Annotated in this window: 20 protein-coding genes and 6 pseudogenes; 18 read left to right on the forward strand and 8 right to left on the reverse strand. The window is 72.6% G+C overall.

Annotated features, from left to right (window positions below):
- Positions 1-160: 160 nt before the first annotated feature.
- Together E4N62_RS08755 and E4N62_RS08760 are read right to left on the reverse strand one after the other, a co-directional pair.
- Positions 161-1,130: pseudogene (locus E4N62_RS08755) on the reverse strand (PaaX family transcriptional regulator C-terminal domain-containing protein).
- 156 nt (positions 1,131-1,286) lie between these two features.
- Positions 1,287-2,663, reverse strand: a complete 1,377-nt coding sequence (locus tag E4N62_RS08760; RefSeq protein WP_230213373.1) for an MFS transporter — start codon at positions 2,661-2,663, stop codon at positions 1,287-1,289.
- A 146-nt stretch (positions 2,664-2,809) separates the two neighbouring features.
- Between E4N62_RS08760 and E4N62_RS08765 the strand changes: the two genes are divergently transcribed.
- From E4N62_RS08765 to E4N62_RS08780, 4 genes and pseudogenes are all read left to right on the forward strand, one after another.
- The gene (locus E4N62_RS08765) at positions 2,810-3,475 is read left to right on the forward strand and encodes an SDR family NAD(P)-dependent oxidoreductase (RefSeq protein ID WP_230213374.1); all 666 of its coding nucleotides are present in this window, start codon (positions 2,810-2,812) and stop codon (positions 3,473-3,475) included.
- A 72-nt stretch (positions 3,476-3,547) separates the two neighbouring features.
- Positions 3,548-4,359 (forward strand): annotated as a pseudogene (locus E4N62_RS08770) (VOC family protein).
- 144 nt (positions 4,360-4,503) lie between these two features.
- Entirely contained in the window at positions 4,504-5,415 is a 912-nt protein-coding gene (locus E4N62_RS08775; protein ID WP_230213375.1) for an alpha/beta hydrolase, read from the forward strand.
- A gap of 258 nt (positions 5,416-5,673) precedes the next feature.
- On the forward strand, positions 5,674-6,369 hold the full coding sequence (locus E4N62_RS08780; protein ID WP_230213376.1) for an alpha/beta fold hydrolase: 696 nt from the start codon (positions 5,674-5,676) through the stop codon (positions 6,367-6,369).
- Between the two features lie 54 nt (positions 6,370-6,423).
- Here E4N62_RS08780 and E4N62_RS08785 read toward each other — a convergent pair whose 3' ends face one another.
- From E4N62_RS08785 to E4N62_RS08795, 3 genes are all read right to left on the reverse strand, one after another.
- Positions 6,424-7,209, reverse strand: coding sequence for an MBL fold metallo-hydrolase (locus tag E4N62_RS08785; RefSeq protein WP_230213377.1), 786 nt, complete (start codon positions 7,207-7,209; stop codon positions 6,424-6,426).
- Positions 7,210-7,573: 364 nt separating this feature from the next.
- On the reverse strand, positions 7,574-9,295 hold the full coding sequence (locus E4N62_RS08790; RefSeq protein ID WP_268269229.1) for a sulfate permease: 1,722 nt from the start codon (positions 9,293-9,295) through the stop codon (positions 7,574-7,576).
- A gap of 123 nt (positions 9,296-9,418) precedes the next feature.
- Positions 9,419-11,194 (reverse strand): FAD-dependent oxidoreductase, encoded by a 1,776-nt coding sequence (locus E4N62_RS08795; RefSeq protein ID WP_374116978.1) that lies wholly within the window; start codon positions 11,192-11,194, stop codon positions 9,419-9,421.
- A gap of 271 nt (positions 11,195-11,465) precedes the next feature.
- Between E4N62_RS08795 and E4N62_RS08800 the strand changes: the two genes are divergently transcribed.
- From E4N62_RS08800 to E4N62_RS08820, 5 genes and pseudogenes are all read left to right on the forward strand, one after another.
- Positions 11,466-12,179 carry a hypothetical protein gene (locus E4N62_RS08800; RefSeq protein WP_230213380.1) on the forward strand — a complete coding sequence of 238 codons (714 nt, stop codon included), beginning with the start codon at positions 11,466-11,468 and terminating at the stop codon, positions 12,177-12,179.
- 168 nt (positions 12,180-12,347) lie between these two features.
- Positions 12,348-13,090 (forward strand): annotated as a pseudogene (locus E4N62_RS08805) (DUF1775 domain-containing protein).
- A gap of 187 nt (positions 13,091-13,277) precedes the next feature.
- Complete coding sequence (locus E4N62_RS08810) at positions 13,278-13,703, forward strand: DUF6003 family protein (protein ID WP_230213381.1); 426 nt, start codon at positions 13,278-13,280, stop codon at positions 13,701-13,703.
- Positions 13,704-13,712: 9 nt separating this feature from the next.
- On the forward strand, positions 13,713-14,678 hold the full coding sequence (locus E4N62_RS08815; RefSeq protein ID WP_230213382.1) for a YihY/virulence factor BrkB family protein: 966 nt from the start codon (positions 13,713-13,715) through the stop codon (positions 14,676-14,678).
- Between the two features lie 107 nt (positions 14,679-14,785).
- A complete protein-coding gene (locus E4N62_RS08820) occupies positions 14,786-15,247 on the forward strand; it encodes an ATP-binding protein (RefSeq protein WP_230213383.1) in 462 nt (153 codons plus the stop codon).
- Positions 15,248-15,299: 52 nt separating this feature from the next.
- Here E4N62_RS08820 and E4N62_RS08825 read toward each other — a convergent pair whose 3' ends face one another.
- Both E4N62_RS08825 and E4N62_RS08830 read right to left on the reverse strand, forming a co-directional pair.
- The gene (locus tag E4N62_RS08825; RefSeq protein ID WP_230213384.1) at positions 15,300-15,521 is read right to left on the reverse strand and encodes a DUF6480 family protein; all 222 of its coding nucleotides are present in this window, start codon (positions 15,519-15,521) and stop codon (positions 15,300-15,302) included.
- Positions 15,522-15,546: 25 nt separating this feature from the next.
- Complete coding sequence (locus tag E4N62_RS08830) at positions 15,547-15,969, reverse strand: CBS domain-containing protein (protein WP_184900936.1); 423 nt, start codon at positions 15,967-15,969, stop codon at positions 15,547-15,549.
- Positions 15,970-16,126: 157 nt separating this feature from the next.
- On the opposite strand from E4N62_RS08830, the gene E4N62_RS08835 reads away from it, so the two are divergent.
- On the forward strand, positions 16,127-16,339 hold the full coding sequence (locus E4N62_RS08835; protein WP_230213385.1) for a hypothetical protein: 213 nt from the start codon (positions 16,127-16,129) through the stop codon (positions 16,337-16,339).
- 105 nt (positions 16,340-16,444) lie between these two features.
- Positions 16,445-17,125 carry a HemK2/MTQ2 family protein methyltransferase gene (locus E4N62_RS08840; RefSeq protein WP_230213386.1) on the forward strand — a complete coding sequence of 227 codons (681 nt, stop codon included), beginning with the start codon at positions 16,445-16,447 and terminating at the stop codon, positions 17,123-17,125.
- A 112-nt stretch (positions 17,126-17,237) separates the two neighbouring features.
- Here the strand turns inward: E4N62_RS08840 and E4N62_RS08845 are convergent, their stop codons facing one another.
- Positions 17,238-17,924, reverse strand: a complete 687-nt coding sequence (locus E4N62_RS08845; RefSeq protein ID WP_230213387.1) for a type III effector protein — start codon at positions 17,922-17,924, stop codon at positions 17,238-17,240.
- Positions 17,925-18,093: 169 nt separating this feature from the next.
- Between E4N62_RS08845 and E4N62_RS08850 the strand changes: the two genes are divergently transcribed.
- From E4N62_RS08850 to E4N62_RS08880, 7 genes and pseudogenes are all read left to right on the forward strand, one after another.
- Positions 18,094-18,528, forward strand: coding sequence for an Hsp20/alpha crystallin family protein (locus E4N62_RS08850; protein WP_184900944.1), 435 nt, complete (start codon positions 18,094-18,096; stop codon positions 18,526-18,528).
- Positions 18,529-18,643: 115 nt separating this feature from the next.
- On the forward strand, positions 18,644-19,126 hold the full coding sequence (locus E4N62_RS08855; protein WP_230213388.1) for a DUF2267 domain-containing protein: 483 nt from the start codon (positions 18,644-18,646) through the stop codon (positions 19,124-19,126).
- A gap of 82 nt (positions 19,127-19,208) precedes the next feature.
- On the forward strand, positions 19,209-19,760 hold the full coding sequence (locus E4N62_RS08860) for a GNAT family N-acetyltransferase (RefSeq protein WP_230213389.1): 552 nt from the start codon (positions 19,209-19,211) through the stop codon (positions 19,758-19,760).
- A 48-nt stretch (positions 19,761-19,808) separates the two neighbouring features.
- Positions 19,809-20,345: pseudogene (locus E4N62_RS08865) on the forward strand (Y4yA family PLP-dependent enzyme); the annotation flags it as partial.
- A gap of 10 nt (positions 20,346-20,355) precedes the next feature.
- Positions 20,356-20,703: pseudogene (locus E4N62_RS08870) on the forward strand (pyridoxal-phosphate dependent enzyme); the annotation flags it as partial.
- Positions 20,703-21,307, forward strand: a pseudogene (locus E4N62_RS08875) (aminotransferase class V-fold PLP-dependent enzyme); the annotation flags it as partial. The pseudogenes E4N62_RS08870 and E4N62_RS08875, both read left to right, overlap by 1 nt.
- A 48-nt stretch (positions 21,308-21,355) precedes the next feature.
- Positions 21,356-22,111 carry a trans-aconitate 2-methyltransferase gene (locus E4N62_RS08880; protein WP_230213390.1) on the forward strand — a complete coding sequence of 252 codons (756 nt, stop codon included), beginning with the start codon at positions 21,356-21,358 and terminating at the stop codon, positions 22,109-22,111.
- Positions 22,112-22,115: the final 4 nt, after the last annotated feature.

The following is a 22,115-nucleotide window of genomic DNA, read 5'->3' on the forward strand; positions in this document are numbered from 1 at the left end:
TCGGGGCGCGGGGGGAAGTCACCCCGACCGGGCCTCCGGACCGGCCTGGGCGGCGACGGCGGGGTCCTTCGGGTTCCGGCCGACCAGATGGTCCGCGGCGGCACTGGTGGAGAGCGTGTTGAGCAGGGCGCGGCCTTCGCGTCGTCCGGCGCCCGGGGTATCACTCCGAGCGGGCCGGGAGGCGCAGTTCCACCTCGTGGCCGCCGTCGGCCGTCGGGCCCGACTCCAGGGTGCCGCCCAAAACGGGGTGGCGCAGTCGCACCATGTCGAGCAGATCGTCGGCCGTTCGCCGTGCCGGGGCCGCCGTCAGCTCGGCGAGGCGGCGGAAGGTCTCCTCGGCCGGGCGGGCGGGCCACTCGGGGGCAGGTGCCGGGCGGGGAGCCGGGGTCGGTGCGGATGGTCCACAGCCACTCGCTGACCAGCCGCAGCCGGGTGCCGATGGGGTCGTCGCCCGAGCCGCCCCCCGAGCCCAGGAGGGCCGTCCAGCGTTTGTCGAAGGTGACGTAGCGGGCGGCGATGCGCTCCAGGTCCCAGGTGTCGCGGATCATCAGCTCGATGTCGGTGGCCACGTTCGCCTGTGCGTGGAAGATCTTGACGTGCTCGGCGAGCCCCAGCTCGGTGACCTCCCCGGCGATGTCGACGTGCCCGGGGGCGATCCAGAGCCCGCTGTAGAGGGCGCCGAACCCCGACCAGGTCAGCCGCGAACGCAGGTCGTGCCGCTGGCGTTTCCACGAGTCGGGGAGGGAGAAGCCGAGGAGGGTCCAGGTGCCGTCCCAGTCGTCGTTGACCGCGCCCTGCCGCCAGATGCGGACGTGGCCGTCCCGCAGGACGCGCGTCGCCTGCGGGGTGAGGCCGAAGTACATCTTGCGGCCCTCGCGTTGGCGCCGCAGCAGACCGCGGTTGACCATCCGGGTCAGGGTGGACCGTACGGCCTGTTCACCGACGCCGACCCGGCCGAGCACGTCGATGACGCTGCCCGAGTACACGCACAGATCACCGTCGCCCTCCTCCAGCACGTTGTTGCCGAAGAAGGCGAGCATGAGCGACTGGGGGCGAGGCTGCGGGCCGTCCGAGGTGGCGCCGTCCGGGGTGTCGCTGTCCGGGGTGTCCAGGATGTCGTAGTCCTCCACGGGGGCAAGCGTACGGCCGCCCGCCCGTGCTCCGGCGGGCGGCCACCCCAGGTCGCGGGCGTCCCGTGAGGGATGCGGGAGCCGTGGGCGAGCTGCTCGGGCGCGGGCCGGTGGGGGGCTTCTCGCGCGGTTCCCCGGGCCCCTGCCATGCGTCATCTAGGAGGCCACCTCTTCCTTCGCGGCGCCCTTGGGCGCGGCCTCGGCCTCGCCCAGCGACTCCCGGTGCGTCTCGCGCACGAACCACACCGTCACCGCCGTGATCGCCGCGCCTCCGCAGATCAACAGCGACACCGGCGTGCTGGAACCCCCGTTCGCGGCCACCAGGCTCCCCGCGATCATCGGCGAGAACCCCGCCCCGATCAGCGTCGCGAGCTGGTAGCCGAGCGACGCTCCCGTGTAGCGGACCCGCGTCCCGAACATCTCCGTCAGCAACGCCCCCAGCGGTCCGTACATCACCGACTGCGCGATGCCGTGCCCCAGCACCACCGCCATGATCAGCAGCCCGGGTGAGCGTGAGTCCACCAGCGCCAGCACCGGAAACGCCAGTGCCGCCGAGGCCAGCGCACCCGCCAGGACCACCGGGCGGCGCCCCACCCGGTCCGACAGCGCCGACGCGCACGGCAGCACCACCAGCGCCACCGCCGCCGACACCGTCAGCGCCCTGAGCACCTCCGGCCGCGGATACCCGATCCCCGTCGCGTACGCGATCAGATAACTCGTGAGCAGCGACTGCGCGGTGAACGCGCCGATCCCCACGCACGCCGCCAGCACCAGCGCCCGCGGCCGGCGCACCACATCCAGCAACGGCAACCGCGCCCGGTCCTTCTTCACCTGGGTGAACAGCGGACTCTCCACGACCTTGAGCCGCACGAACAGCCCGACCCCCAGCAGCACCACACTCAGCAGGAACGGCACCCGCCACCCCCACGCCGCGAACTCATCCCGCGGCATCGCCACCACCAGCGTGACCACCAGCGACGACAACAGCGAACCCAGGGGCGCACCCATCTGGGTGAAGCTCGACCACAACCCGCGCCGCTTCTCCCCGGCGTGCTCGACGACCATCAGCGTCGCACCGCCCCACTCACCGCCGATCGCGATGCCCTGCAGCACCCGCAGCGCGATCAGCAGCACCGGCGCCCACACCCCGATGGTGTCGTAGGTGGGCAGCAGACCGATCAGGAAACTCGCACCGCCCATCAGCCCCATCGTCAGCAGCAGCATCGACTTGCGGCCCAGCCGGTCACCGAAGTGCCCGAACACGATCCCGCCCAGCGGCCGGGCCACGTACCCCGCCGCGAACGTGCCGAACGCGGCGATCGTGCCCACCGCCGGATCCGCGCCGGGAAAGAACAACTCGCCGAACACCAGCGCTGCGACCGTGCCGTAGACGAGGAAGTCGTAGAACTCCACAGCGGTACCCAGCAGCCCGGACAACGCCACACGGCGCAACTGCCGCGTGCGCTCCGCCTGTTCGGCCTGTTCGGTCTGCTCGGGGTTCGGGGGTGGTGGAGCGACAGGGGACGAAGGCATCGCGGTCTCCCTAGAGCGGGGGAAGGACACCGTGAACTTAGGTGCATGCCTGACTGTCGTCAATAAAGTGCACAACATTGAGCGTCGGGGACGGCTCCCGGACAGTGGGGGCCGTCAGTCCGTCACGCCAGGGAGGCACACACGTCATGACCGCCATCGCCGTCATCGGAGCCGGGCCGGGTCTCGGCGCGGCCGTCGCCCGTCGCTTCGGCCGTGAGGGGTTCGCCGCGGCGCTCGTCGCCCGCGATCCGGAGCGCACGACGGCGCTCGCCGCCGGCCTCGCCGACGAGGGTGTCACCGCGCAGGGGTTCGCCGCCGACGTGCGCGACCCGGAGGCCCTGACCGCCGTGCTCGACGCGGCGCACTCGGCGCTGGGGCCGATCGAGGTCCTCCAGTACAGCCCCCTGCCGCACCCGGACTTCATGCTGCCGGTGCTGGAGACGAGCCACACCGACCTGGTCGGCCCGATCGAGTTCTCCGTCTACGGCGCGGTCGCCGCCGTACGGCAGGTGCTGCCCGGTATGCGCGCCCTCGGCCGGGGCACGATCCTGCTCGTCAACGGCGGTACGGCCGTGGTCCCGCACCCCGACCGGGCGGGGACGTCCGTCGCGTTCGCCGCCGAGAGCGCGTACGGCCACCTGCTGCACGACACCCTCGGGGCCGAGGGCATCCATGTCGCGCAGCTGGTGGTGCCCGGCGCGATCGTCCCCGGGCACCACCGCAAGGACCCGGCCGTTCTCGCCGACACCCTCTGGGGCATCCACCGCGACCGCCACGGCTTCCGGCACTTCGCCGACGACCTGGACGCCTGACGGTCGGCGCGCGGACGCCCGGGGGCGGTGTCAGGCTGAAGGCACAGGAACGAGAACGCGAAGGGGAACCTTGTGATCACCACTGACCTGACGCCCGGCTCCCCCTGCTGGCTGGACCTCGGCGTCCGCGACCTGCCGGCCGCGGCGGCCTTCTACCGGGCGGTGCTGGGCTGGGAGTACGAGCCCATGGGTGGGGGCGGGGGCGAGGGGCGGAGACGGAGGGCTCGGGCGGAGTCTTCCGCAAGGAAGGCAAGGTGGTCGGCGGGCTCGGTGAACTCACCGAGCAGGGCGCGCGTTCGGCCTGGATGATCTACTACACGGTCACCGACGCGGACGCCACGACGCGGGCCGTGGAGAGCGCCGGCGGCACGGTGCGGGTGCCGTCGAGGGACCTCGGCGACTGGGGGCGGATGGCCCAGTACAGCGACCCGCTCGGCGGCCAGTTCGCCGTCTGGCAGCCGGGCACGAACGCGGGCTTCGAACTCGCGGACGAGCCGGGCTCGCTGACCTGGACGGAGCTTTACACGACCGACGCCTCGGCGGCCAAGGAGTTCTACGGCGGTGTCCTGGGCTGGCAGTTCGGCGAGATGCCGATGCCGGGCGACGCGGGCGCGTACACGCTCATCACGCCCGCCGGGCTTCCCGAGGAGCGGATGCAGGGCGGTCTCATGCAGCTGCGGGCCGAGGATCTCGCCCTGAACGGCGGGCGGCCGTACTGGCACCCCGTCTTCGCCGTCGCCGACTGCGACACGGCCGTGGCGGCGGTCACCGGGCACGGCGGCAGCGTGCAGATGGGCCCCGAGGACATGCCGGGCGTCGGCCGGCTCGCCGTCTGCCTCGACCCGTCGAACGCGGACTTCGTCCTCCTCGCCGCCGAGAGCTGACTCTTCGCGGCCCTTCTGCGCCTCCCACGCCACCGTCCTCGAAGCGGTGGCGTGCTCACCGTTGCGGAAATCGCGATCGGAGTCCATCATCCCATCAACAGGAATCCTGTTGATTCAATGTTGGAGCGATGGGTGGGTGCGATCATGTCGTTCGGTGCCAGAATCCAAGCCAGAGGGGTGCAGCTGCTGCTCAGCGGCGTCATGACCCGTGTCCACCAGGACCTGCGCTTCACCGACGTCCCGAAGCGGACGGAAACCCTCCGGGTGGAGACGGGCGCCGGGCCGGTCGACTGCACCGTCTACCGCCCGCCGACGACCACCCCCGCGCCCGCTCCCGTGTACGTCAACTTCCACGGCGGCGGCTTCATCGTGGCCCGCCCCGAACAGGACGACCACATCTGCCGTTACATCGCCGCCACGGCCGGCTGTGTCGTCGTCAACGTGGACTACGCCGTCGCCCCGCAGCGCGTCTTCCCCACCGCCGTCACCCAGGCCTACGACGTCGTCGAGTGGATCGCGGAGAACGGCGAGGCCCATGACTGGGACGGCTCGCGGATCGCCGTCGGCGGACACAGCGCGGGGGCCAACCTGACCGCCGGGGTCTGCCGGACGGCCCGCGCCCGGGGCACCTTCACACCCCGCCTCCAGATCATCGACTCCGCGCCGCTCGACATGGTCGCCGACCCGGCCACCAAGCGGTCCCGCATCGCCAAACCGCTGCTCAGCCCGCAGCTGATGCGGATCTTCACCGCCGCCTACGTCCCGGATCCGGCGGATCTCGCCGACCCGCTGGCCTCGCCCGGACTCGCCGACGACCTCGCCGGACTGCCGCCCGCCCTCGTCATCACCGCCGAGAACGACCGCCTGCGCGACGAGGGCGACGCCTACGCCGAGGCCCTGGCAGCCGCCGGGGTCCCGGTCACCCACCGTGTCTTCGAGGGCGTCGACCACTACTTCACCCACACCGGCCCGGTGCCGGCGGGCAAGGAGGCGATCGACCTGATGGCCACGACCCTGCGCACCGCCCTCGACGCGACGGTCCCTGACGCGGCCTGACGACGGTTCGCATGCGACGACGGTTCGCATGCGACGACGGTTCGCATGCGACGACGGTTCGCATGCGACGACGGCTCGCGCCGGACGGCGGCCGCTTCCGAGGGCCGCGCCTCCTCGGGAGCGAATCCGCTCGACTGCGCGCCCCACGGGCGGGAAACTGCTCACCACGCGGCAACCGGGCCCGCCGGCGACCCGGCCCGAACGACGGCGCCCATCCGGGACCGGCCGAACCGACGCCGAATCGACGAAAGGCATGACGTGCGGCTGCACACCCGGGAATGGGGCGCCGGTGAGCGGATCGCCCTGCTTGTTCACGGCATCATGTCCGACTCCCGCACCTGGCGCCGGGTCGCCCCGGCGCTCGCGGACCGCGGCTACCGGGTGATCGCCGTGGACCTGCGCGGCCACGGGCTGTCAGCGCGCGGCGAGTACAGTCCGCGGCTCTTCGCCGACGACCTCGTCGACACCCTGCCCCGACAGGCCGACCTGGCCCTGGGGCACTCCCTGGGCGGGCTCGCCCTCTCCCTCGCCGTCGAACGGCTGCGGCCCCGGCGGGCGGTCTACTCGGACCCCGCCTGGTCGTCGGCCGACCCCGACCGCCGCGTCGGCCCCGAGGTGTTCGCCTCCTTCAAACGCGCCACCCGCGCCCAGACGGCCGCGCTCAACCCGCGCTGGGACCCCGAGGACGTCGACATCGAGATGGCCACCCTGGCCGCCTGGGACGCCGGCTCCGCCCACTTCCTCGGCGGCCGCCCGCTCAGCGGCTTCGTCCCCGACCGCCTCGTCGTCCCCTCCCTCCTCCAACTCGCCGACCCCAGCTACCTGGTCGGCCCCGAGGACGCCGAGCGGCTCAGGTCCGACGGCTTCGCGATCCGTACGGTCCCCGGAGCGGGCCACACCATCCACCGGGACGACTTCGACGGCTTCATGACGTCCCTCGACGGCTGGATCTGACGGTCGCGCGCCCTCTCCACGGCGGCCACCGGGGCGGCCTGTGCGGTGCCGTGGCTACGGAGCGGTGCGGGCGCGCTCGTACAGGACGGGGTCGTGCGCGTTGACGACGGTCAGGTCGGCGTCGCGGCGGCGGTGCAGTTCGGCGAGGCGGGCGTGGTTGGCGCGCACCTGCTTCAGGTCGTGCGCCAGCAGGTTCTCCACGGCGCGCAGGGCACGGGGGACGGGGGCGAGTCCGTCGATCGTCCCCCGGTGAAAGAACGCGTCGCCGGCGTGCAGGATCCAGCCGCTTCCGGTGTCGACCGCGACGCAGGCGTGGCCGCGGGTGTGCCCCGGCAGGGACACCAGGACGACGCCCGGGGCGACGGCGTCGAGTTCCTTGGCGGCGGCGAAGCCGCGCCACGCCTCGCCGTCCGGCATGTGCTCGACGATCTTCGGCCCGTGGGCCCACTGCGCCGACCGGTACCGGAACCGCTCCCGCCGGGACGGGGAGACCATCGCCCCCAGGGCCTCGGCCGCGGTCGTGTGGACCTGGGCACCGGGGAAGTCGGAGATGCCGCCGATGTGGTCGTGGTCGAAGTGGGTGACGACGATGTGCCGCACGTCCTCCCGCCGGAACCCGAGGGCCTCGACCTGACGCGCCGCCGTCTCCTCGGCCCTGAGCACGGGCCTGATCAGACGCCGGGAGGGCCCCAGCCGACGGCCGGGCTCGGCGATGTCGCTCAGCCCGAACCCGGAGTCCACCAGCACCAGTCCGCCCGGTGCCTCGACCAGCAGGACGTGGCACACCAGCGCGCCGGTGAGCGGGAGCATCGTCCCGCAGTTGAGGTGGTGCACCTTCACGGCCGTACCCGCCTTCGGGGTGTCGGGGAGAGGCGAGCACGCGCGCGGGGCGCGGCTCGCTCCACGGCCTCCGGGGGAGGCCCGGCGCACAGCGTACGGGCCGCGTCCGGGTCTGCGTACGGCGAGTCCCCTGGCCGTTGACGGCCCGGCAGACGACATCGCTGCCCTGCCGGTAGGGGACCCGCGGCGCGGCGGAGCGCGGCATCGCCGGGTCCAGCCGCCCCGGGCCGGCAGCGGCCGCGGGTCCACGCCGTACGCGTCGACGACCAGGACGAGGTGGCGCAGGATGTTCGGCGCGACCGGCGCCCCCGCCCGTCGTGGCCGCGGCCGCGACGGCCTCCCCGGCCCTCACCAGCCCCCGGCCTCATCCCTCGTCGGCGGGCGGCGGGCCCCAGGCCGCCCCGGTGCGCAGGCGGTACGCGGCCACGGCGGACTCCACGGTGGGGTAGAAGTGCCGGGGGTCGATGGTGCGGGTCAGGCCGTAGCGTTCGATCTTGCGGCGTACGGGGTCCTTGAGCTCGGCGAACACCAGGTGCACATGCCGGGCGTTGAGCTCCTCGTCGAGTTCCTCCAGCACGTCGGCGGCGGTGGTGTCCACGTCGGTCATGGGCTCCGCCGCGATCACGATCCAGCTCGGCCGCGGCTCGGCGGCGGCCAGGCGTCTGACCTCGTCGCGGAAGGCCTTGGCGTTGGCGAAGAAGAGCGGCGCGTCGAACCGGTAGATCACCAGCCCCGGCAGCTGCCCGGCCCGCGGGTAGGAGCGGACGTCGTGGTAGCCCTCCAGGTCGGGCACCCGCCCCAGCACGGTGTTGTACGGCCACCAGGCGCGCCGGAAGACGTTGAGGACGGACAGCACCACGGCGACGGCGATCCCGGGCAGTACGCCCAGCAGCGCCACGCCCAGGAAGGCCGTGAGGCAGAGCAAGAACTCCGCCCGGCGCTGCCGCCACAGCCGTACCGTCCCCGGCACGTCGGCCAGGGAGAGCGACGCGGCGATGACCACGGCCGCCAGCGCCGGCTGCGGCAGATCGCGGAACAGCCCCGGGAACAGCACCAGCATGAGGACGATCAGCGCCGCGCCGACGACCCCGGTGAGCTGGCTCCTGGCCCCCGCGCGCTCCGCCACGGCCGTCCGGGACCCGCTCGTGCTGACCGGGAAGCCCTGGAAGAGGCCGGCCGCCAGATTCGCGATGCCGACCCCGGTCATCTCCTGGTTGCCGCGGACCTCCTGCCCCGTGCGGGCCGCGAAGGCCGACGCGTTGGAGATCGTGTCGGCCAGGGACACCAGGGCGATGCCCAGTGCTCCGCCGAGGAGCGGTACGAGGTCGGAGAGACGGATCTCGGGAATCGTGAACGGCGGGAAACCCTCGGGCAGTTCGCCGACCAGGCTGACGCCGCGGGCGCCGAGGTCGAAGGCCGTGGCCGCGGCGATCGCCAGGACCACCATCACGAGCACCGCGGGCACCTTCGGCAGGAAGCGCTGGAGCACCAGGATGACGGCGATCCCGCCGCAGCCGACCGCGGCGGCGGCCGGCACCACCGCCCCGTCGGCGAGTTCCCGGACGAACCCGGCGCACTCGCCGATCAGACCGTCCGCCTCCACCTTGAAGCCGAGCAGCTTGGGCAGCTGACCGATCAGGATGGTCAGCGCGAGGCCGTTCATATAGCCGATCATCGTCGGCTTGGAGATCAGGTCGGCGACGAAACCGAGCTTCGCCACCGACGCCAGGATCATGACGGCCGCCACCATGAGCGCGAGCATCGACGCCAGCGCGACGGCCCGGTCCGGATCCCCGTCCGCCGCCACGAGGGGTAGCACGGTGGCGGCGATCATCGGCCCGAGTGAGGAGTCCGGGCCCAGCACCAGGATCCGGGACGGCCCGCACACCGCGTACCCGAGCAGGCAGAGCACCGTCGTGTAGAGGCCGGTGATCGGCGGCAGGCCCGCCAGCTCGGCGTACGCCATCCCCTGGGGGACCAGCAGCGTGGTCAGGACGACCCCCGCGACCAGGTCCTTGACCAGCCACTCGCGCCGGTAGGACGCCACCGCTTCGACCCCGGGGACCGCCCGTACCCGGGCGAGCAGCCCTCGACTCTCGCGCTGCGTTGTCACAGACCGCCCCGTCCTTCCGTCCCGGCACCGCGCACAGCGTGGCACGCGAACGGCCGGGACCCCGGCGCGGACGGTGAAGTCTGCCGGACGGCGACGTCAGCCGAGGTCGAAGAGGTTCGGCAGCCGCAGGAGGTACCGGGTCCGGTCGTGGCGCTTGAGCGCCTCGAACTCGGGTGCCCGGTACAGCGGGGTGACGGTGCACCGCTCGGCGGACGAACCGATCCGGTCCAGCAGGGCGTTGACGGCCTGCCGGGCGGAGGTGTTGGCACCCTCCATGGTCGCCAGGTCGATGGGTACGGCCACGTAGTCGCCGGACAGGAAGAGGTTGGGGATCCTCGTGGCCGAACGCGGGCGGTGGTGGAAGGTCCCCGTCGGATGGATCAGCAACTGCTCCTCGTTGACCGGGTTCGGGGTGCCGAGTCCGTCCACGGCCGGGTCGAGGAACCAGGAGTGCAGCACGGAGTCCTTCAGGACCGTACGGCCGGTGTCGTTGAGCGCGGCCTTCAGCTGCGCCCACACCTCGCGGGCGACCTCGGCGCGGGTGCACTGCTTGGCCGTCTTCCCGTACAGGATGCCGGGCCGGTCCCACTCGGAGACGTCCACGGAGAGGCAGTCCGCGACCGTGCCGTCCCCGAAGTCGGCGGGGAAGTCGTGGCCCGGCCAGTGCTGTGCCTGTGCGATCGCCGTCAGCGACCAGGGGGAGTCGATGAGGTCGAGATGGCCGTGCAGGATCGGCGTGCGTTCGGTCAGATAGAACTGGATGCCGGTCATCCAGTCGGTCTGCAGCCGGTCGCACGCGGCGAGTTGGGGGTCGGCGGCGCGCACGGCCGGGTTCCAGGTGCGCCGGGCGTGCTCGACCGGCATGGCCGAGATGTAGTGGTCGGCGGTGACGGTTCGCCGGGTGCCCGCCGGATCCTCGATGGCGGCCGCGCCGATCCGGCCCCTCTCCAGGGTCAGGTCCCGTACGGTCCAGCCGATCCGGAACTCGACCCCGAGGGACCGCAGATGGGTCACCCACGGGTCGATCCAGGCCTCGTTGGTGGGCGCGTCGAGGATCCGGTCCAGCGGGCCGTCCGCGCCCCGCCCCAGCAGGTTGAAGGCGAAGGCCTCCAGCAGGGTGGCGACGGTACGGGTGCTGGCCTCCTCCGCCTTGGTGGCCACGATGTTGCGGGTGATGCCGACCGCGAGGATCCGCTGGTAGTCGTACGACATCTGCCCGGCCCGGACGAACTCCCACCAGGGTGTCCGCTCCCAGGTCTCGTCGCGGCGTTCGTCGCAGCTGGTGAGGAAGACCAGGAAGCGGTTGGCGAAGTAGAGGGCCTCGTGCAGGGGAAGTTTGAAGGCGGTGTCCAGCAACGCGGTGACGGCTCGGCGGATCTCGTCGGGGGTGAGGTCGGCGGGGCTGCTGTCCGGCCAGGGGAGCGGGATCCTGATGTCCTCGCGGCCGCCGGACCGGGCGAACAGCATCTCCTTGGGGGCGACGAGGTTGTCGTGCACGCCATGGGTGTTGCCCGGGAAGGGGATGCGGCGCATGGTGTCGGGCAGGTTGTGATAGATCCCCGGGATGAAGCGGAAGCCGTGTTCCCCGGGCAACGGGGCACGGCCGCCCGTACCGCTGCCCGGTACGTCGATGCTGCGGGCCTTGCCGCCGAGCGCCTTGCGTTCGTACACCGTCACCCGGAAGCCGCGCTCGGCGAGTTCGTGCGCCGCCGTGAGACCGGCGACGCCCCCGCCCAGGACCGCCACGGTGTGTGGAGCGGCCTCTTCCCGCGCCTCGTCCCGTGCCTCCGCCCGCGGCGCGGTGCCGAGGGCGACGGCACCACCTGCGGCCGACGCCGTACCCAGGAAACCTCTGCGTGTGGTGCCGCCCAGCGTGCCCATCGCCCACCCCTTACCGTCGGTAACCATTGGCGTACGAAGATAGGAGCGCCACAGCGATCCCGAAAGACGACCGACACCGCCGGGGCCACTTTGGCTTGATGCCGCGTCAGGCCACCGCAGCCGTCTTTCGCCAGCCCCCCGCCCGCCACCCCTTACGCGGCCGGTGTGGTGTGCGTCACCGCGGCCGGATTGAGTGGCAGGCCGGGGGCGTGCACGTACCCTCCCGAGACGCATGGGACCAGGACTGCGAGGATGGGGCGCGATGACCGCTGGGGGGTGTTCCCGCATGCTCAGGGCCGCCGTGTTCGCGGCCGTCTGCGTGTTGCTCACCTCCCTCGGGCACGTCCTGATGTCGGGGGCCGCGGTGCCCTGGTGGGCCATGGTCGCGGGGACGGCGGTGACCGGCGGCGCGGCCTGGTGGTCGGGCGCCCGGGAGCGCGGCCCGCTCCTGGTCGGCTCCGCCACGGTCGCCGCGCAGGCGTTCCTCCACACGGTGTTCTCGCTCGCCCACACGGTGGTGCGGCATCCCCGGGGCGCCACGGGCCCGGCCACGGACGCGTTCGGCCACGCGACGGGTGCCCCGCCCGTCCGGTCCGCCATGGCGACGATGGACCACACGACGGGAACCCCGCCCGCCTCACCGTCGACGGACCACCTGGTCGTGGCGGTCGCGCACGGGCTGGAGCACGTCATGGGCGGCCTGCCCTCGACGGGCATGCTCGCCGCCCATCTGCTGGCCGCGATGCTGTGCGGCCTCTGGCTCGCCCACGGTGAGCGTGCCGCCTTCCGTATCCTGCGGGCGCTCGCCGGATGGCTGACCGCACCCCTCCGCCCGCTCCTCGGACCGTCCGCGCCGGCGTACCGTCCGCCGGCCCGCGCCCGCCGCGCCCGTACGGACGGCGGGCCGCACCGCCATCTCCTCATCCACGCGATCACCTCCCGGGGGCCACCGGCCGGGGCCGCTGTCGCCGTCTGACGACAGCCGGTTTCCCGGGGCGTCCGCGAGCACGACGCGCTGTCGGCTCCACGCCCCGGACGCACGCCGCACCCCCGAGCGCGCCGATCGGCACCGGCCGATCCGCCCACGCCGGGGCTGCCCCGTGTCCCACCACGCCAACAGCCCACCCATTCAAGGGAGTTCCCCGTGCACCGCTCCACCCTGCTGCGCACCCTGCGTCGATCCGGCGCGCTCACCGCGATCGCCCTCGCGGCCGTCGTCGCCGTCGCGGGGCCCGCCGCGGCCCATGCGGACGTCGAGGCGAAGGGTGCCCGCGCCCTCGACCAGAACGTCGAACTGACCTTCTCCGCCGCGTCGGAGTCCACCACGGCCGGCATCACCAAGCTGGAGGTGATCCTGCCCGAGGGCATCGCCCCCGCCGACATCACCTACGAGAAGGGCCCCGACGGCTGGAAGCTCAGCCCCACCAGCCGGGGCTACACCGTCTCGGGCGAGAAGCAGGCGGTGGGGGAGGACGTCGAATACGTCGTCACCGTACGGCAGTTGCCCGACGCGAAGTCACTGGTCTTCAAGACCCTGCAGTCCTACAGCGACGGCAAGGTGGACCGCTGGATCGAACTGGAGGAGGAGTCCCAAGACGGCCACCACGGCCACCCGGCACCCCGTCTGGACCTGAAGGCCGCCGCGCCCGGCGCGAAGCCCGTCAGCCCCACGCCCACCCCTCCGAGGAGCCCACGACAGCGGCCCCCACGAAGGAGGCCACGAAGGAGCCGGACGCCGAGAAGTCGTCGGCGGAGCCCGCGGCGGCCGGCACGGACGGCGACGACGGTCTCTCCCCGGCCGTGCCGCTGGGCATCGGCGCGGTCGTCCTCGTCGCGGTCGGCGGCGGAGTGTGGTGGCTGCGCGGCCGCCGCGGCGGAACCGCCTGATCGCGGACCCACGCGAGCCGGGCTCCGGGGACGAGCCCGGCGTCGGGGGATCCCCGTCCGCGGGCGAGCCCCTTCCCGGAGCGGGCCGTGGCCGCGTCCGGCCGCGGACGCCCGTGGCGCCGGACGGTGAATCGGCCGGGAGGGGGTATGCGGATGTCGGTCAACAGCCGTGGGGAAAGGATCGAGGATGACCGACGACGCCTATCTGTTCCTGCTCGACGACGAGTCCGTACCGCTCGGCGTGGCCCCCGCCGCCGTCGAGGACCTCGCGTGCATGGAGACGCCCGCGGTCCGCGCGTGGCTGGACGCCCACGGGACCACGCCGACCTCCGCGCGCCTGCGCCTGCTGCCGCCGGAGGAGACGGCCGCCATCCCCGAGGGCACGGAGCGGGTGCCCGTCCCGCTGAGCGACGAGGAACTGAGCCGGGTCCGCCACCGGTTGGCGCCGGAGCCGCTGGCCCGGATCGAGGAGGAACTGCTCGCCTACCGCGACTGCGCGGACGGCCGGGACGGCCTGATCGGTCGCGCCCTGGCCGCGGGCGTGCCGCCGCACCGCATCGCCGAGCTGACGGGGATGGATCCCGCCACGGTGACGGCCGCGGCGAACGGCTGAGCCGCCGCGATGGGAACCGTGGTCCACGTCCCGCAGACGCGGGACATGATCGGGGAGGAGCTCTCCGGCGACGAGGCGCTGATCGCGCTGAGGCGCTACGGGGGCCGCCGGCTGCTCCTCGACGCGTTCGCCCGGTTCCGCTACGCGGACGGTTTCAGCCACTCCCGTTCGCTCGCGTTCCAGGTGGTGCTGGGCCTGGTGCCGTTCACCATCGCGCTGGTCGGTGTGGCCACCACCGTGCACACGGAGAGCGTGGGGCGGATCATCGAACTCACCGTGGGCCGGATCGTGCCGGGCGCCAGCGCGAGCCTGGTCGAGGACGCGCTGGACACCACCGCCCGCAGTGCCGGTTCGGGTGTCTGGAACGCCGTCGCCATGTGGCTGGGACTCGCCTTCGCCCTGCTCAACCTCGCCTCGGCGATGGGGCAGGTGGAGCGGGGCGCCAACCGTATCTACGGCATCGAACGCGACCGGCCCTTCCTCGCCAAGTACGGGCGGGCCCTGCTCCTCGCGCTCGCCGCGGGCATGCCGATGGTGCTGGGCTTCCTCGTGCTCGTCGCCGGGGACGCCGTGGGGAACGCGGTGGTGGAGGCCCTGGGCTGGTCGCGGGCGTGGCTCGGCCGGTGGGGCCCGCTCGAAGTGCCGCTGGGCGTCCTGCTCGCCTGGGTCGCGTCGGCGGTGATCTTCCGCTGGGCCCCGCGCAGGGACCAACCGGGCTACACCTGGCTCGCGTTCGGCTCGGCGGTCCACCTGGTCCTGTGGGTCACGGCCACCTGGCTGCTGGCGCTCTACGTCGCGAAGAGCGGGTCGTTCGGCGCCGTTTACGGGCCGCTGACGGCGTTCGTCGCCCTGTTGCTGTGGGCCAACCTGACGGGCGTGGCGCTCTTCCTGGGCATCGCGTTCGCCGCCCAGCTCGAAGCGGCCCGCGCCGGCATCACCGAGGCCGTACGACCGGATCCCGGGCCGGGGCCGTGATGCCCGGCCCGGGACCGGGCAGGCCCTCCGGCGGCCGAAGCGGGAGGCATGCATGGGACCATCGCGGGTACGGGCGCGTATGTGAGGGGGGAATGAGGGCGGGACACGTGGGATCGAATGCCGACGGCGACGGCTGTAGCGGGCCGGACACCTATCTGATGCGCGCCGGATACGCCTTGGGTGGCGAGGACGGCTGCATCGCCGATGCCCGCCACCACGCCCTCGCCTTCCTCGACCGTGCCCACGCCCAACACCACCTGCCCGTCTCGGCACGGGTACGGGACCTCACGCAGCTGGTGGTCAGCGAACTGGTCACCAACGCCCGCAAGTACGCCCCAGGGCCGGTGCTCCTGGAGTTGCGGGTCACCGCCGACGGCGTGGACATCGTCGTGTGGGACAGCGATCCCACGGTGCCCGCCGCACAGGCCGCCGACCCCGACCGGATCGGACAGCACGGGCTGGAGATCGTCAAGGCCGTCACCGAGGACCTCTTCGTCGAGCGGGAGCCGGTCGGCAAGCGCATCACGGCACGTATCGCCCTGGCCGATCCGTCCGGTGGCGGTCGGTAGCGCACGGGCCACGGTGGTTCGCGGAGCGGACGCCGGAGGGGCTCGGCGGACGTCAGAGGACCACGGCCATACCGACGAGTCCGATCACTATCAGCGCTGCCAGCACCAGGATCAGGGCGAGGGACATCGACCCCCACCCCTTGCGCGGTGCGGGCGGCTCCGGGTGGGAGATGCCGTAGGTCCCCCCTTCGCCCGGCGGAGTCTCACCGGGCGGCACACCACGGGGGGCGTCGGCTCCCGGCATCCGTCGGGGGCCGGGATCAGGGGTCGTCATGGCACACGCTCCTTCGGTGGACGCACTACTTGTTGGGCTTCGTGGAGCTGATGTCGCCGAGGGCCGACTCCGGGTCGCGCTCGATGGCCAGGTCCCCGAGGGAGACGATGCCCACCGCGTGCTGCTCCTCGTCGACGACCGGCATCCGGCGGACCGAGTGCTCACGCATCAGTTCCACCGCGCGGCGCACGTCGTCGTCCGGGCCGACCGTGACGAGGTCGTCGCTGCACGCGTCCGCCACGGTCGTCCGGTTCGGGTCGCCGCCCTCGGCCACCGTGCGGACCACCAGGTCGCGGTCGCTGACCAGCCCTCGCAGCCGATCGCCCTCGGTGACCAGGACGGCGCCGATGTCCTCGTCCCGCATCATCCGGGCCACGGTCGCCACCGACGTCTGCGGCTCGACGGTCACCGGGGCGCTTGTCATCAGGTCGCTGACATGCTGAGTCATGGGAACCCATCCCTCCGTGGAGTGGGACGGCACCTGCACCGCCGCTCGGTCTCGCGAGTACCCATAACCGACCAAACCCCACACGGTCGCTTCGGATGCCACCCCATGGGCACCCGTCCGTCTCAAACACCCCTGAAGTGAGCTCGACCACCCGGAAGTGAGCGAGCTGTCAGCAGAGATGTCCAATCCGCAGCAGCCGGAACAGCGGCGCAGTGACAAGGGCGGTGCCACACCGCAGGACGGCGCCGAGCTGAAGGCGCGGCAGTCGGACGCGAAGCGCGGCGGCCATGCCCACGGCACGGACAAGGGCGACAAGGGCGGAGGCAAGGGAGGGGGAGTGCCGCCGGGCCAGCAGCCCGATCACCCGTAGTCGCTGTGTGCTCCTCGGATCCCTGGGCACTCGGGTGAGGCCCGTGCACGGGTGATGCGAGTGGTGCGGGTGATATCCGAGATGCAAGCGAGACGGAGGTGACCGATGGCGGCGTTCACGTTGGTGTCGACGTCGACGCTGTTCCTCACCCCGCCGGGTGTGTACGCACCGCAGTGGGACACGGAGTTGCTCACACGCGCCCTGTGTCGTGAGGGTGTCGACTCGTCCACCGACGTGCTCGACCTGGGGACCGGCAGTGGCGCCGTCGCCGTACAGGCCGCGCGTCTGGGTGCCCGGGTGACCGCCGTCGACATCTCCTGGCTCTCCGTGTTCACGGCACGCGTCAACGCGCTGCTCGCCCGGCGGCGCGTGCGCGTCCGCCACGGTGACCTCACCACGGCGGCCACGGGGCGCAGGTACGACCTGGTGATCAGCAATCCGCCCTATGTGCCCTCGCCCGCCGACCGGATACCGCGCGGAGGCCGGGCCCGGGCATGGGAGGCCGGTCGGGACGGCCGTGTCTTCGTCGACCGCCTCTGCGCGGCGGCACCCGGGATGCTCCGCCCGGGCGGGGCTCTGCTGGTCGTCCACTCGGGCCTGTGCGGCACCGACGCCACGCTGCGAAGCCTTGAGGACGGCGGACTGCGTGCCTCGGTCGTCGACCGCGCCGAGGTGCCCTACGGCCCGGTACTGCGTTCCCGCCGCCCCTGGCTCGCCCGCCAGGGCCTGATCGGCGAGGGCGACGACCACGAGGAGCTGGTGGTCATCCGCGCGGAACGCCCCTGACCGAGCGGTACGCCCCTGGCCGGGCGGTACGCCCTTCGGCGCCCACCGGCATCCCTTCGACCCTTGACCTCTTCTTCCCTCCCCGGCTCCCGTCGCGCACGACGGGAGCCGGTCACGTCCTGTTCTGGCGCTGGTCGCTGCTGGCGCGGCGGAGCCGGTCGGTGTGGCGGGTGATGTCGTCGACGCGGGCCGCGATGTCGGGGTGGCCCGGCGTCAGATAGGTGTGCGTGTCGGCCAGGGGGGCGATGAGGGCGGCGGCGTCGTCGTCGGCGAGGGCGGCGGTGAGTTCGACGAGGGTGCGGGCGGCGGCGGGGAGGTCGGTCAGCGCGGTGATCCGCCCAGCGAGCCCGCGCAGGTCCGCGGCGTTGGCGCGGGCCCAGGTGGTGACGGTGCGGTCGGCGGCGCGGCGGTCGCGGGTGGCCTGTACGCGCTGTTCCCCGGTGGAACCGGGACGTCCGGGCCGTACCCGAAGGTACCGGCGCTCGGCCGCCTGACGGCTGGAGACGCCGAGGGGGTGGGCGAGGTCGGCCCAGCTGGCGCCCGCCTCCCGGGCCGCCTCGATCAGACCCGCTTCCCACTCGGCGAGTTGATCCCGGGCCTCGCGGAGCATCAGAAGCGCCGCGAGCGCCTGCTGCGAGCCGGCCGGGTCGGGTTCGGGCCGGTCCCCGTCCTGGGGTGTCCGGGCCGTGTGCAGGGCCTCGTGGATCGTGTCCAGGGCCGCGGCGGCAGCGAGGAAGGACGTGGGTGTGAGACCGCCGGGGCTGCCGTGGTCGCAGGCGGGCTGATCGGTGCTGTTCATGGGCCCTTCCAGTGCGGTGTCTTCCGAGGTGTCGGCTGAGGTGATCGTGCGTGATGTCGTCGTCTCGACGACTTCCCACTTGTCATCACTTGGATGACATGTTACAACGAAGGCAGGTGAAACGCATTGGCAGGAACGTGCCTGACCCGAACACTGGAGGTGTTTGACGATGTTGATGCGCACCGATCCGTTCCGTGAGCTGGACCGCCTCACCCAGCAGCTCCTGAACACGACCGGCACCTGGTCGCGCCCGTCGGCGATGCCGATGGACGCCTACCGCGAGGGCGAGGAGTATGTGATCGCCCTCGATCTGCCCGGTGTGTCCCCGGACGCGATCGATGTCGACGTCGAGCGGAACATGCTGACCGTCAAGGCCGAGCGGCGCCCCGTCACCAAGGCGGACGACGTGCAGATGGAGCTCTCCGAGAGGCCCCTGGGTGTCTTCTCCCGCCAGGTCGTACTGGCCGACACCCTGGACACCGAGCACATCAAGGCGGACTACGACGCGGGTGTGCTCACCCTGCGGATCCCGATCGCCGAGCGCGCCAAGCCCCGCAAGGTCGCCATCGGTGGCGGCACCACGCACCGGGAGATCAGCGGCTGAGCCCCCTGTCGGCGGCCCGGACGAGCACCCCGGGCCGCCCCTCGCTCGCGACCCCACCGCCTTCACCACCCTCACCCCTTGTGCCCCCTCGGACGAGAAAGGCGACCGCTTCACGATGTTCACCCTGCAAGAGCCGTGCCGGCAGACCGTGGGCATGACGTTCGAGCAGATGCTGGAGAGAGTGCGCTACGAAGGCGCGTACCCAACCCGCGCACGGGCCGAGGAGGCCGTGCGCACCGTCCTGGCCGCCTTCGGCCGCCGGCTCACCGGCGACGAGCGCGTGGAACTCGCGGCCAGGCTGCCGTACGAGGCCGCCCGCTGCTTCACGGCGGAGATCCCCGACACCGAACCCGTCACCGGCTGGGGCTTCGTCAAGGACCTGGCGACCCGTACGGGTGGAACGCCGGCCACGACCCGCTGGGACACCGGCACCGTCCTGCGGATCGTCGCCCAGCTCGCGGGCGACGACCTCCTCGACCGCATCCTCGCCCAACTCCCGCCCGGCTACGCCCTGCTCTTCGGCCGGGCCGAACTGCCCCCGGCACCCACGCCCTCCCTGGCCTCCGCAGGAGCCCCGACCGGCACGACGACCCTCTGAAGCCACGACGACCCTCCGTACAGCGGCGGGCCGGCCCCTCGTGGACGTGTGCAGGCCTCGCCGCTCTGGGAGGCTGAGGGGCATGACGGTGTTCGGAGTCGTGGAGTTGCGGCAGTTGACCTGTCCCGGCGAGGTCGGCGGTGACCTCAGGCAGGAGATCGTCGACTGCTGGGCGGAAGTGGCCAACGCGGGCGGTGCCGTGCTCGCCACCGAGTTCCCCCCGCTGCCGGTCACCGCCCGGGACGTCGCCCCCGTGGTCGACGGGCTCGTCGGCCGACTGCACCCGGGGCACGGCAGACTGCTCGTCGCCACCGTCGGCGGCACGCTCGCGGGCTGGCTGATCCTGCGCCGCGAGCCGCATCCCCTGGGCGCGCACTGCGGCACGGTCAACCACGTCCAGACGAGTCCGCGCCATCGGGGTCAGGGCATCGGCGCCGCCCTGATGCACCGCGTGCGTGACATCGCGCGGGACGATATGCGCCTGGAGCGGCTGTCGCTCTCCGCACGGGGTGGCGTGGGGCTGGAGGACTTCTACCGCAAGGTCGGCTGGGTTGAGGTCGGCCGGTGGCCCGGCGCGCTGCGGATCGCGCCGGGCGACGACCGGGACGCGATCCTGATGAGCCTCGCCCTCTGAAACCGGGCCGCCGGGTGCGCTCTTGGAGCCTCATCCTCTGAACCGGGCCTGCTGGTCGAGACCTTGCCCGCTGAACCTTGTCCGCTGAACCTCGCCCTCCGGGCCGCGCCCGAGCCGACCTACGTCGAGCCCGGTCGCGCCCTGGTCGACCAGTGCGGCCTCACCCTCGGCAGGGTCATGGAGGTCCGGCACCCGGAGACGGGACCGTACCTGGTGCGCCTCGCGATGAACGCGGGGGACGTCGGCTTGGAGGACCACGGAGTGCTCATGGACCCCTTGGTCCTGCCCCGCGACCCGGGCTCCGGCGAGGCGGCCGGCGCGGTCGCCGTCCACCTGATGGGCGACCTCTGTCTGGAGGCGGATCTGATCACCCGCCGCACCGTCTTCCTGCCCCGGCTCCCGCGCCCCGGCGACCTGCTCTCCTTCGTCAACACGGCCGGATACTGCGTGGACTTCGGTGCCACACACGCCCAACAGCAGCCCGTCGCCCGCAAGGTGGCGGTCCACCGGCAGGACGGTCGGTCGCAGGACGGTCCGTGGCGGTGGTGTCTGGACGAGGAGTACTGGCCGCTCGACCGCACGGGGCTCCGCAGGGATGAGGTACGACACCATCACCGACGCCATCGGCGACACGCCGCTGGTCCGTATCGACCCGGCCGTCCACGGCCTGCGCGACATCGACCTCTACGCCGAACTGGAGATGCTCAATCCCTTCGGCTCGCTGAAGGACCGGGCCGCGTGGAGCATGACCCGCCAGGACATCGCCGGAGCCAAGGAGCGCGGCGAGACGATCGTGGAGCTGTCCAGCGGCAACACCGCCAAGGCCCTCGCCCTCATCGCCGGCCTGCACGGACTGCCGTTCAAGAGCGTCACCAACCGGATGCGCGTACCGGAGATCAAGGACCTGCTCCTGCTGCTCGGCGCCGAGATCGAGGAACTGCCCACCGTCTGCGCCAGGTCGTCGGGCCGGAGGTACCGATCTGCCTGGACGCCGCGCAGAGCGTCGGGCACGTGCCGGTCTCGGTGGCCTAACTCGACGTGGACTTCGTGGTCTTCTCCGGCCGCAAGACGATGGCCCTGCCCGGTTCCGGCGCGGTCTGGGCGCGCGGCCGACACGGACCGCCGTTGCGGCCCGGCGGCTGGAACGGCACCCCAACACGGTCGGAGTGGCGGGGCTCGCGGCCGCGCTCGACTGGCTGACCGCCGCCGACCCGGCCCGCATCGAACGCTGGACCGTGGCGCTGACCACGCTGCTGACCGACCGCCTGGCCCGGATGGACGCCTACGAGGTGCTCGGCTGCCGGACGAGCCTCAGGGCCGACAGCGAGGTGCAGCGGCGCCGCACGCTCGTCACCTTCCGGCATCGCGGGATCGGCTCGCAGGCCCTCGGCTTCATCCTCTTCAGCCGCGGGTTCATGGTGCGCTCCGACGGCCACTGCCAGGCGGGCCGCGACCCGGAGGACGGCTCGGTACGGGTGAGCCTGCATGTGCACAACACCCCTGAAGCGATGGAAGAACTGCTCACCATCCTCGCCAGCCTGCAATGATTTCCATTAACAGGAACGGTTTCCGGAGACGGGGGCAGTGCGACAGGTATGGGTCTGAGTACGACGACGGCGGCGCGCTGGGTGGAGCGCTGGGAACGCCAGCAGCAGTTGTACGCGGTCGACCGTGAGGAACGGTTCGAGGTCATCGCGGATCTGGTCGAGCATGTGACCCGCGACCGGGCCGTGCCGCTCGTCCTCGATCTGGGCAGCGGCCCGGGGTGCCTGGCGGCGCGGCTCGCCGCCCGACTGCCGACCGCCGACGTGCTCGCCGTCGACGCGGACCCGCTCCTCCTGGAACTGGGCAGCGCCCACTACGGGCCCACTCTGCGCTACGTCAGAGCCGTGATCGGTGAACCCGGCTGGCTCGACGCGCTCGCCCTGGAGCGCCCGGTGGACGCGGTGGTGTCGACCACCGCCCTGCACTACCTCGGCACGCGGACCCTGCGGGGCGTCTACCGGGAACTCGCCGGGCTGCTGCGGCCCGGCGGCATCCTCATCAACGGCGACCACATCAGCCCCGACTCCACGAAGGTCTCCGAGCTCGCCCTGGACATCGGCCGCCGCCGGAGCGAACGCTCCGCCCTGCCCCTCGTCGAGGACTGGGACTCCTGGTGGGCCGGCGCCGCCGCCGACCCCGAACTCGCCCGGCTCCTCTCACACCGCGCGGACGCCGGACGCCCCCACTGCGAGGGCAACGACCTGACCCTCTCCGGCCACGTCGCCCTCCTGCGCGACGCGGGGTTCGAACACGTCGGGCCCGTCTGGCAGGTGGGCCCCAGCCATGTCCTGGCGGCCCTGCGGTGACGGC

Source organism: Streptomyces sp. MNU76, assembly GCF_020982545.1.
GTDB lineage: Bacteria > Actinomycetota > Actinomycetes > Streptomycetales > Streptomycetaceae > Streptomyces.

What these genes read in the sequence shown, in the direction of transcription:
- E4N62_RS08760 (WP_230213373.1), bottom strand. Translation starts at nt 2,663, where the DNA reads ATGCCTTCGTCCCCTGTCGCTCCACCACCCCCGAACCCCGAGCAGACC.
- E4N62_RS08765 (WP_230213374.1), top strand. Translation starts at nt 2,810, where the DNA reads ATGACCGCCATCGCCGTCATCGGAGCCGGGCCGGGTCTCGGCGCGGCC.
- E4N62_RS08775 (WP_230213375.1), top strand. Translation starts at nt 4,504, where the DNA reads ATGTCGTTCGGTGCCAGAATCCAAGCCAGAGGGGTGCAGCTGCTGCTC.
- E4N62_RS08800 (WP_230213380.1), top strand. Translation starts at nt 11,466, where the DNA reads ATGACCGCTGGGGGGTGTTCCCGCATGCTCAGGGCCGCCGTGTTCGCG.
- E4N62_RS08810 (WP_230213381.1), top strand. Translation starts at nt 13,278, where the DNA reads ATGACCGACGACGCCTATCTGTTCCTGCTCGACGACGAGTCCGTACCG.
- E4N62_RS08815 (WP_230213382.1), top strand. Translation starts at nt 13,713, where the DNA reads ATGGGAACCGTGGTCCACGTCCCGCAGACGCGGGACATGATCGGGGAG.
- E4N62_RS08825 (WP_230213384.1), bottom strand. Translation starts at nt 15,521, where the DNA reads ATGACGACCCCTGATCCCGGCCCCCGACGGATGCCGGGAGCCGACGCC.
- E4N62_RS08830 (WP_184900936.1), bottom strand. Translation starts at nt 15,969, where the DNA reads ATGACTCAGCATGTCAGCGACCTGATGACAAGCGCCCCGGTGACCGTC.
- E4N62_RS08840 (WP_230213386.1), top strand. Translation starts at nt 16,445, where the DNA reads ATGGCGGCGTTCACGTTGGTGTCGACGTCGACGCTGTTCCTCACCCCG.
- E4N62_RS08845 (WP_230213387.1), bottom strand. Translation starts at nt 17,924, where the DNA reads ATGAACAGCACCGATCAGCCCGCCTGCGACCACGGCAGCCCCGGCGGT.
- E4N62_RS08850 (WP_184900944.1), top strand. Translation starts at nt 18,094, where the DNA reads ATGTTGATGCGCACCGATCCGTTCCGTGAGCTGGACCGCCTCACCCAG.
- E4N62_RS08855 (WP_230213388.1), top strand. Translation starts at nt 18,644, where the DNA reads ATGTTCACCCTGCAAGAGCCGTGCCGGCAGACCGTGGGCATGACGTTC.
- E4N62_RS08860 (WP_230213389.1), top strand. Translation starts at nt 19,209, where the DNA reads ATGACGGTGTTCGGAGTCGTGGAGTTGCGGCAGTTGACCTGTCCCGGC.
- E4N62_RS08880 (WP_230213390.1), top strand. Translation starts at nt 21,356, where the DNA reads ATGGGTCTGAGTACGACGACGGCGGCGCGCTGGGTGGAGCGCTGGGAA.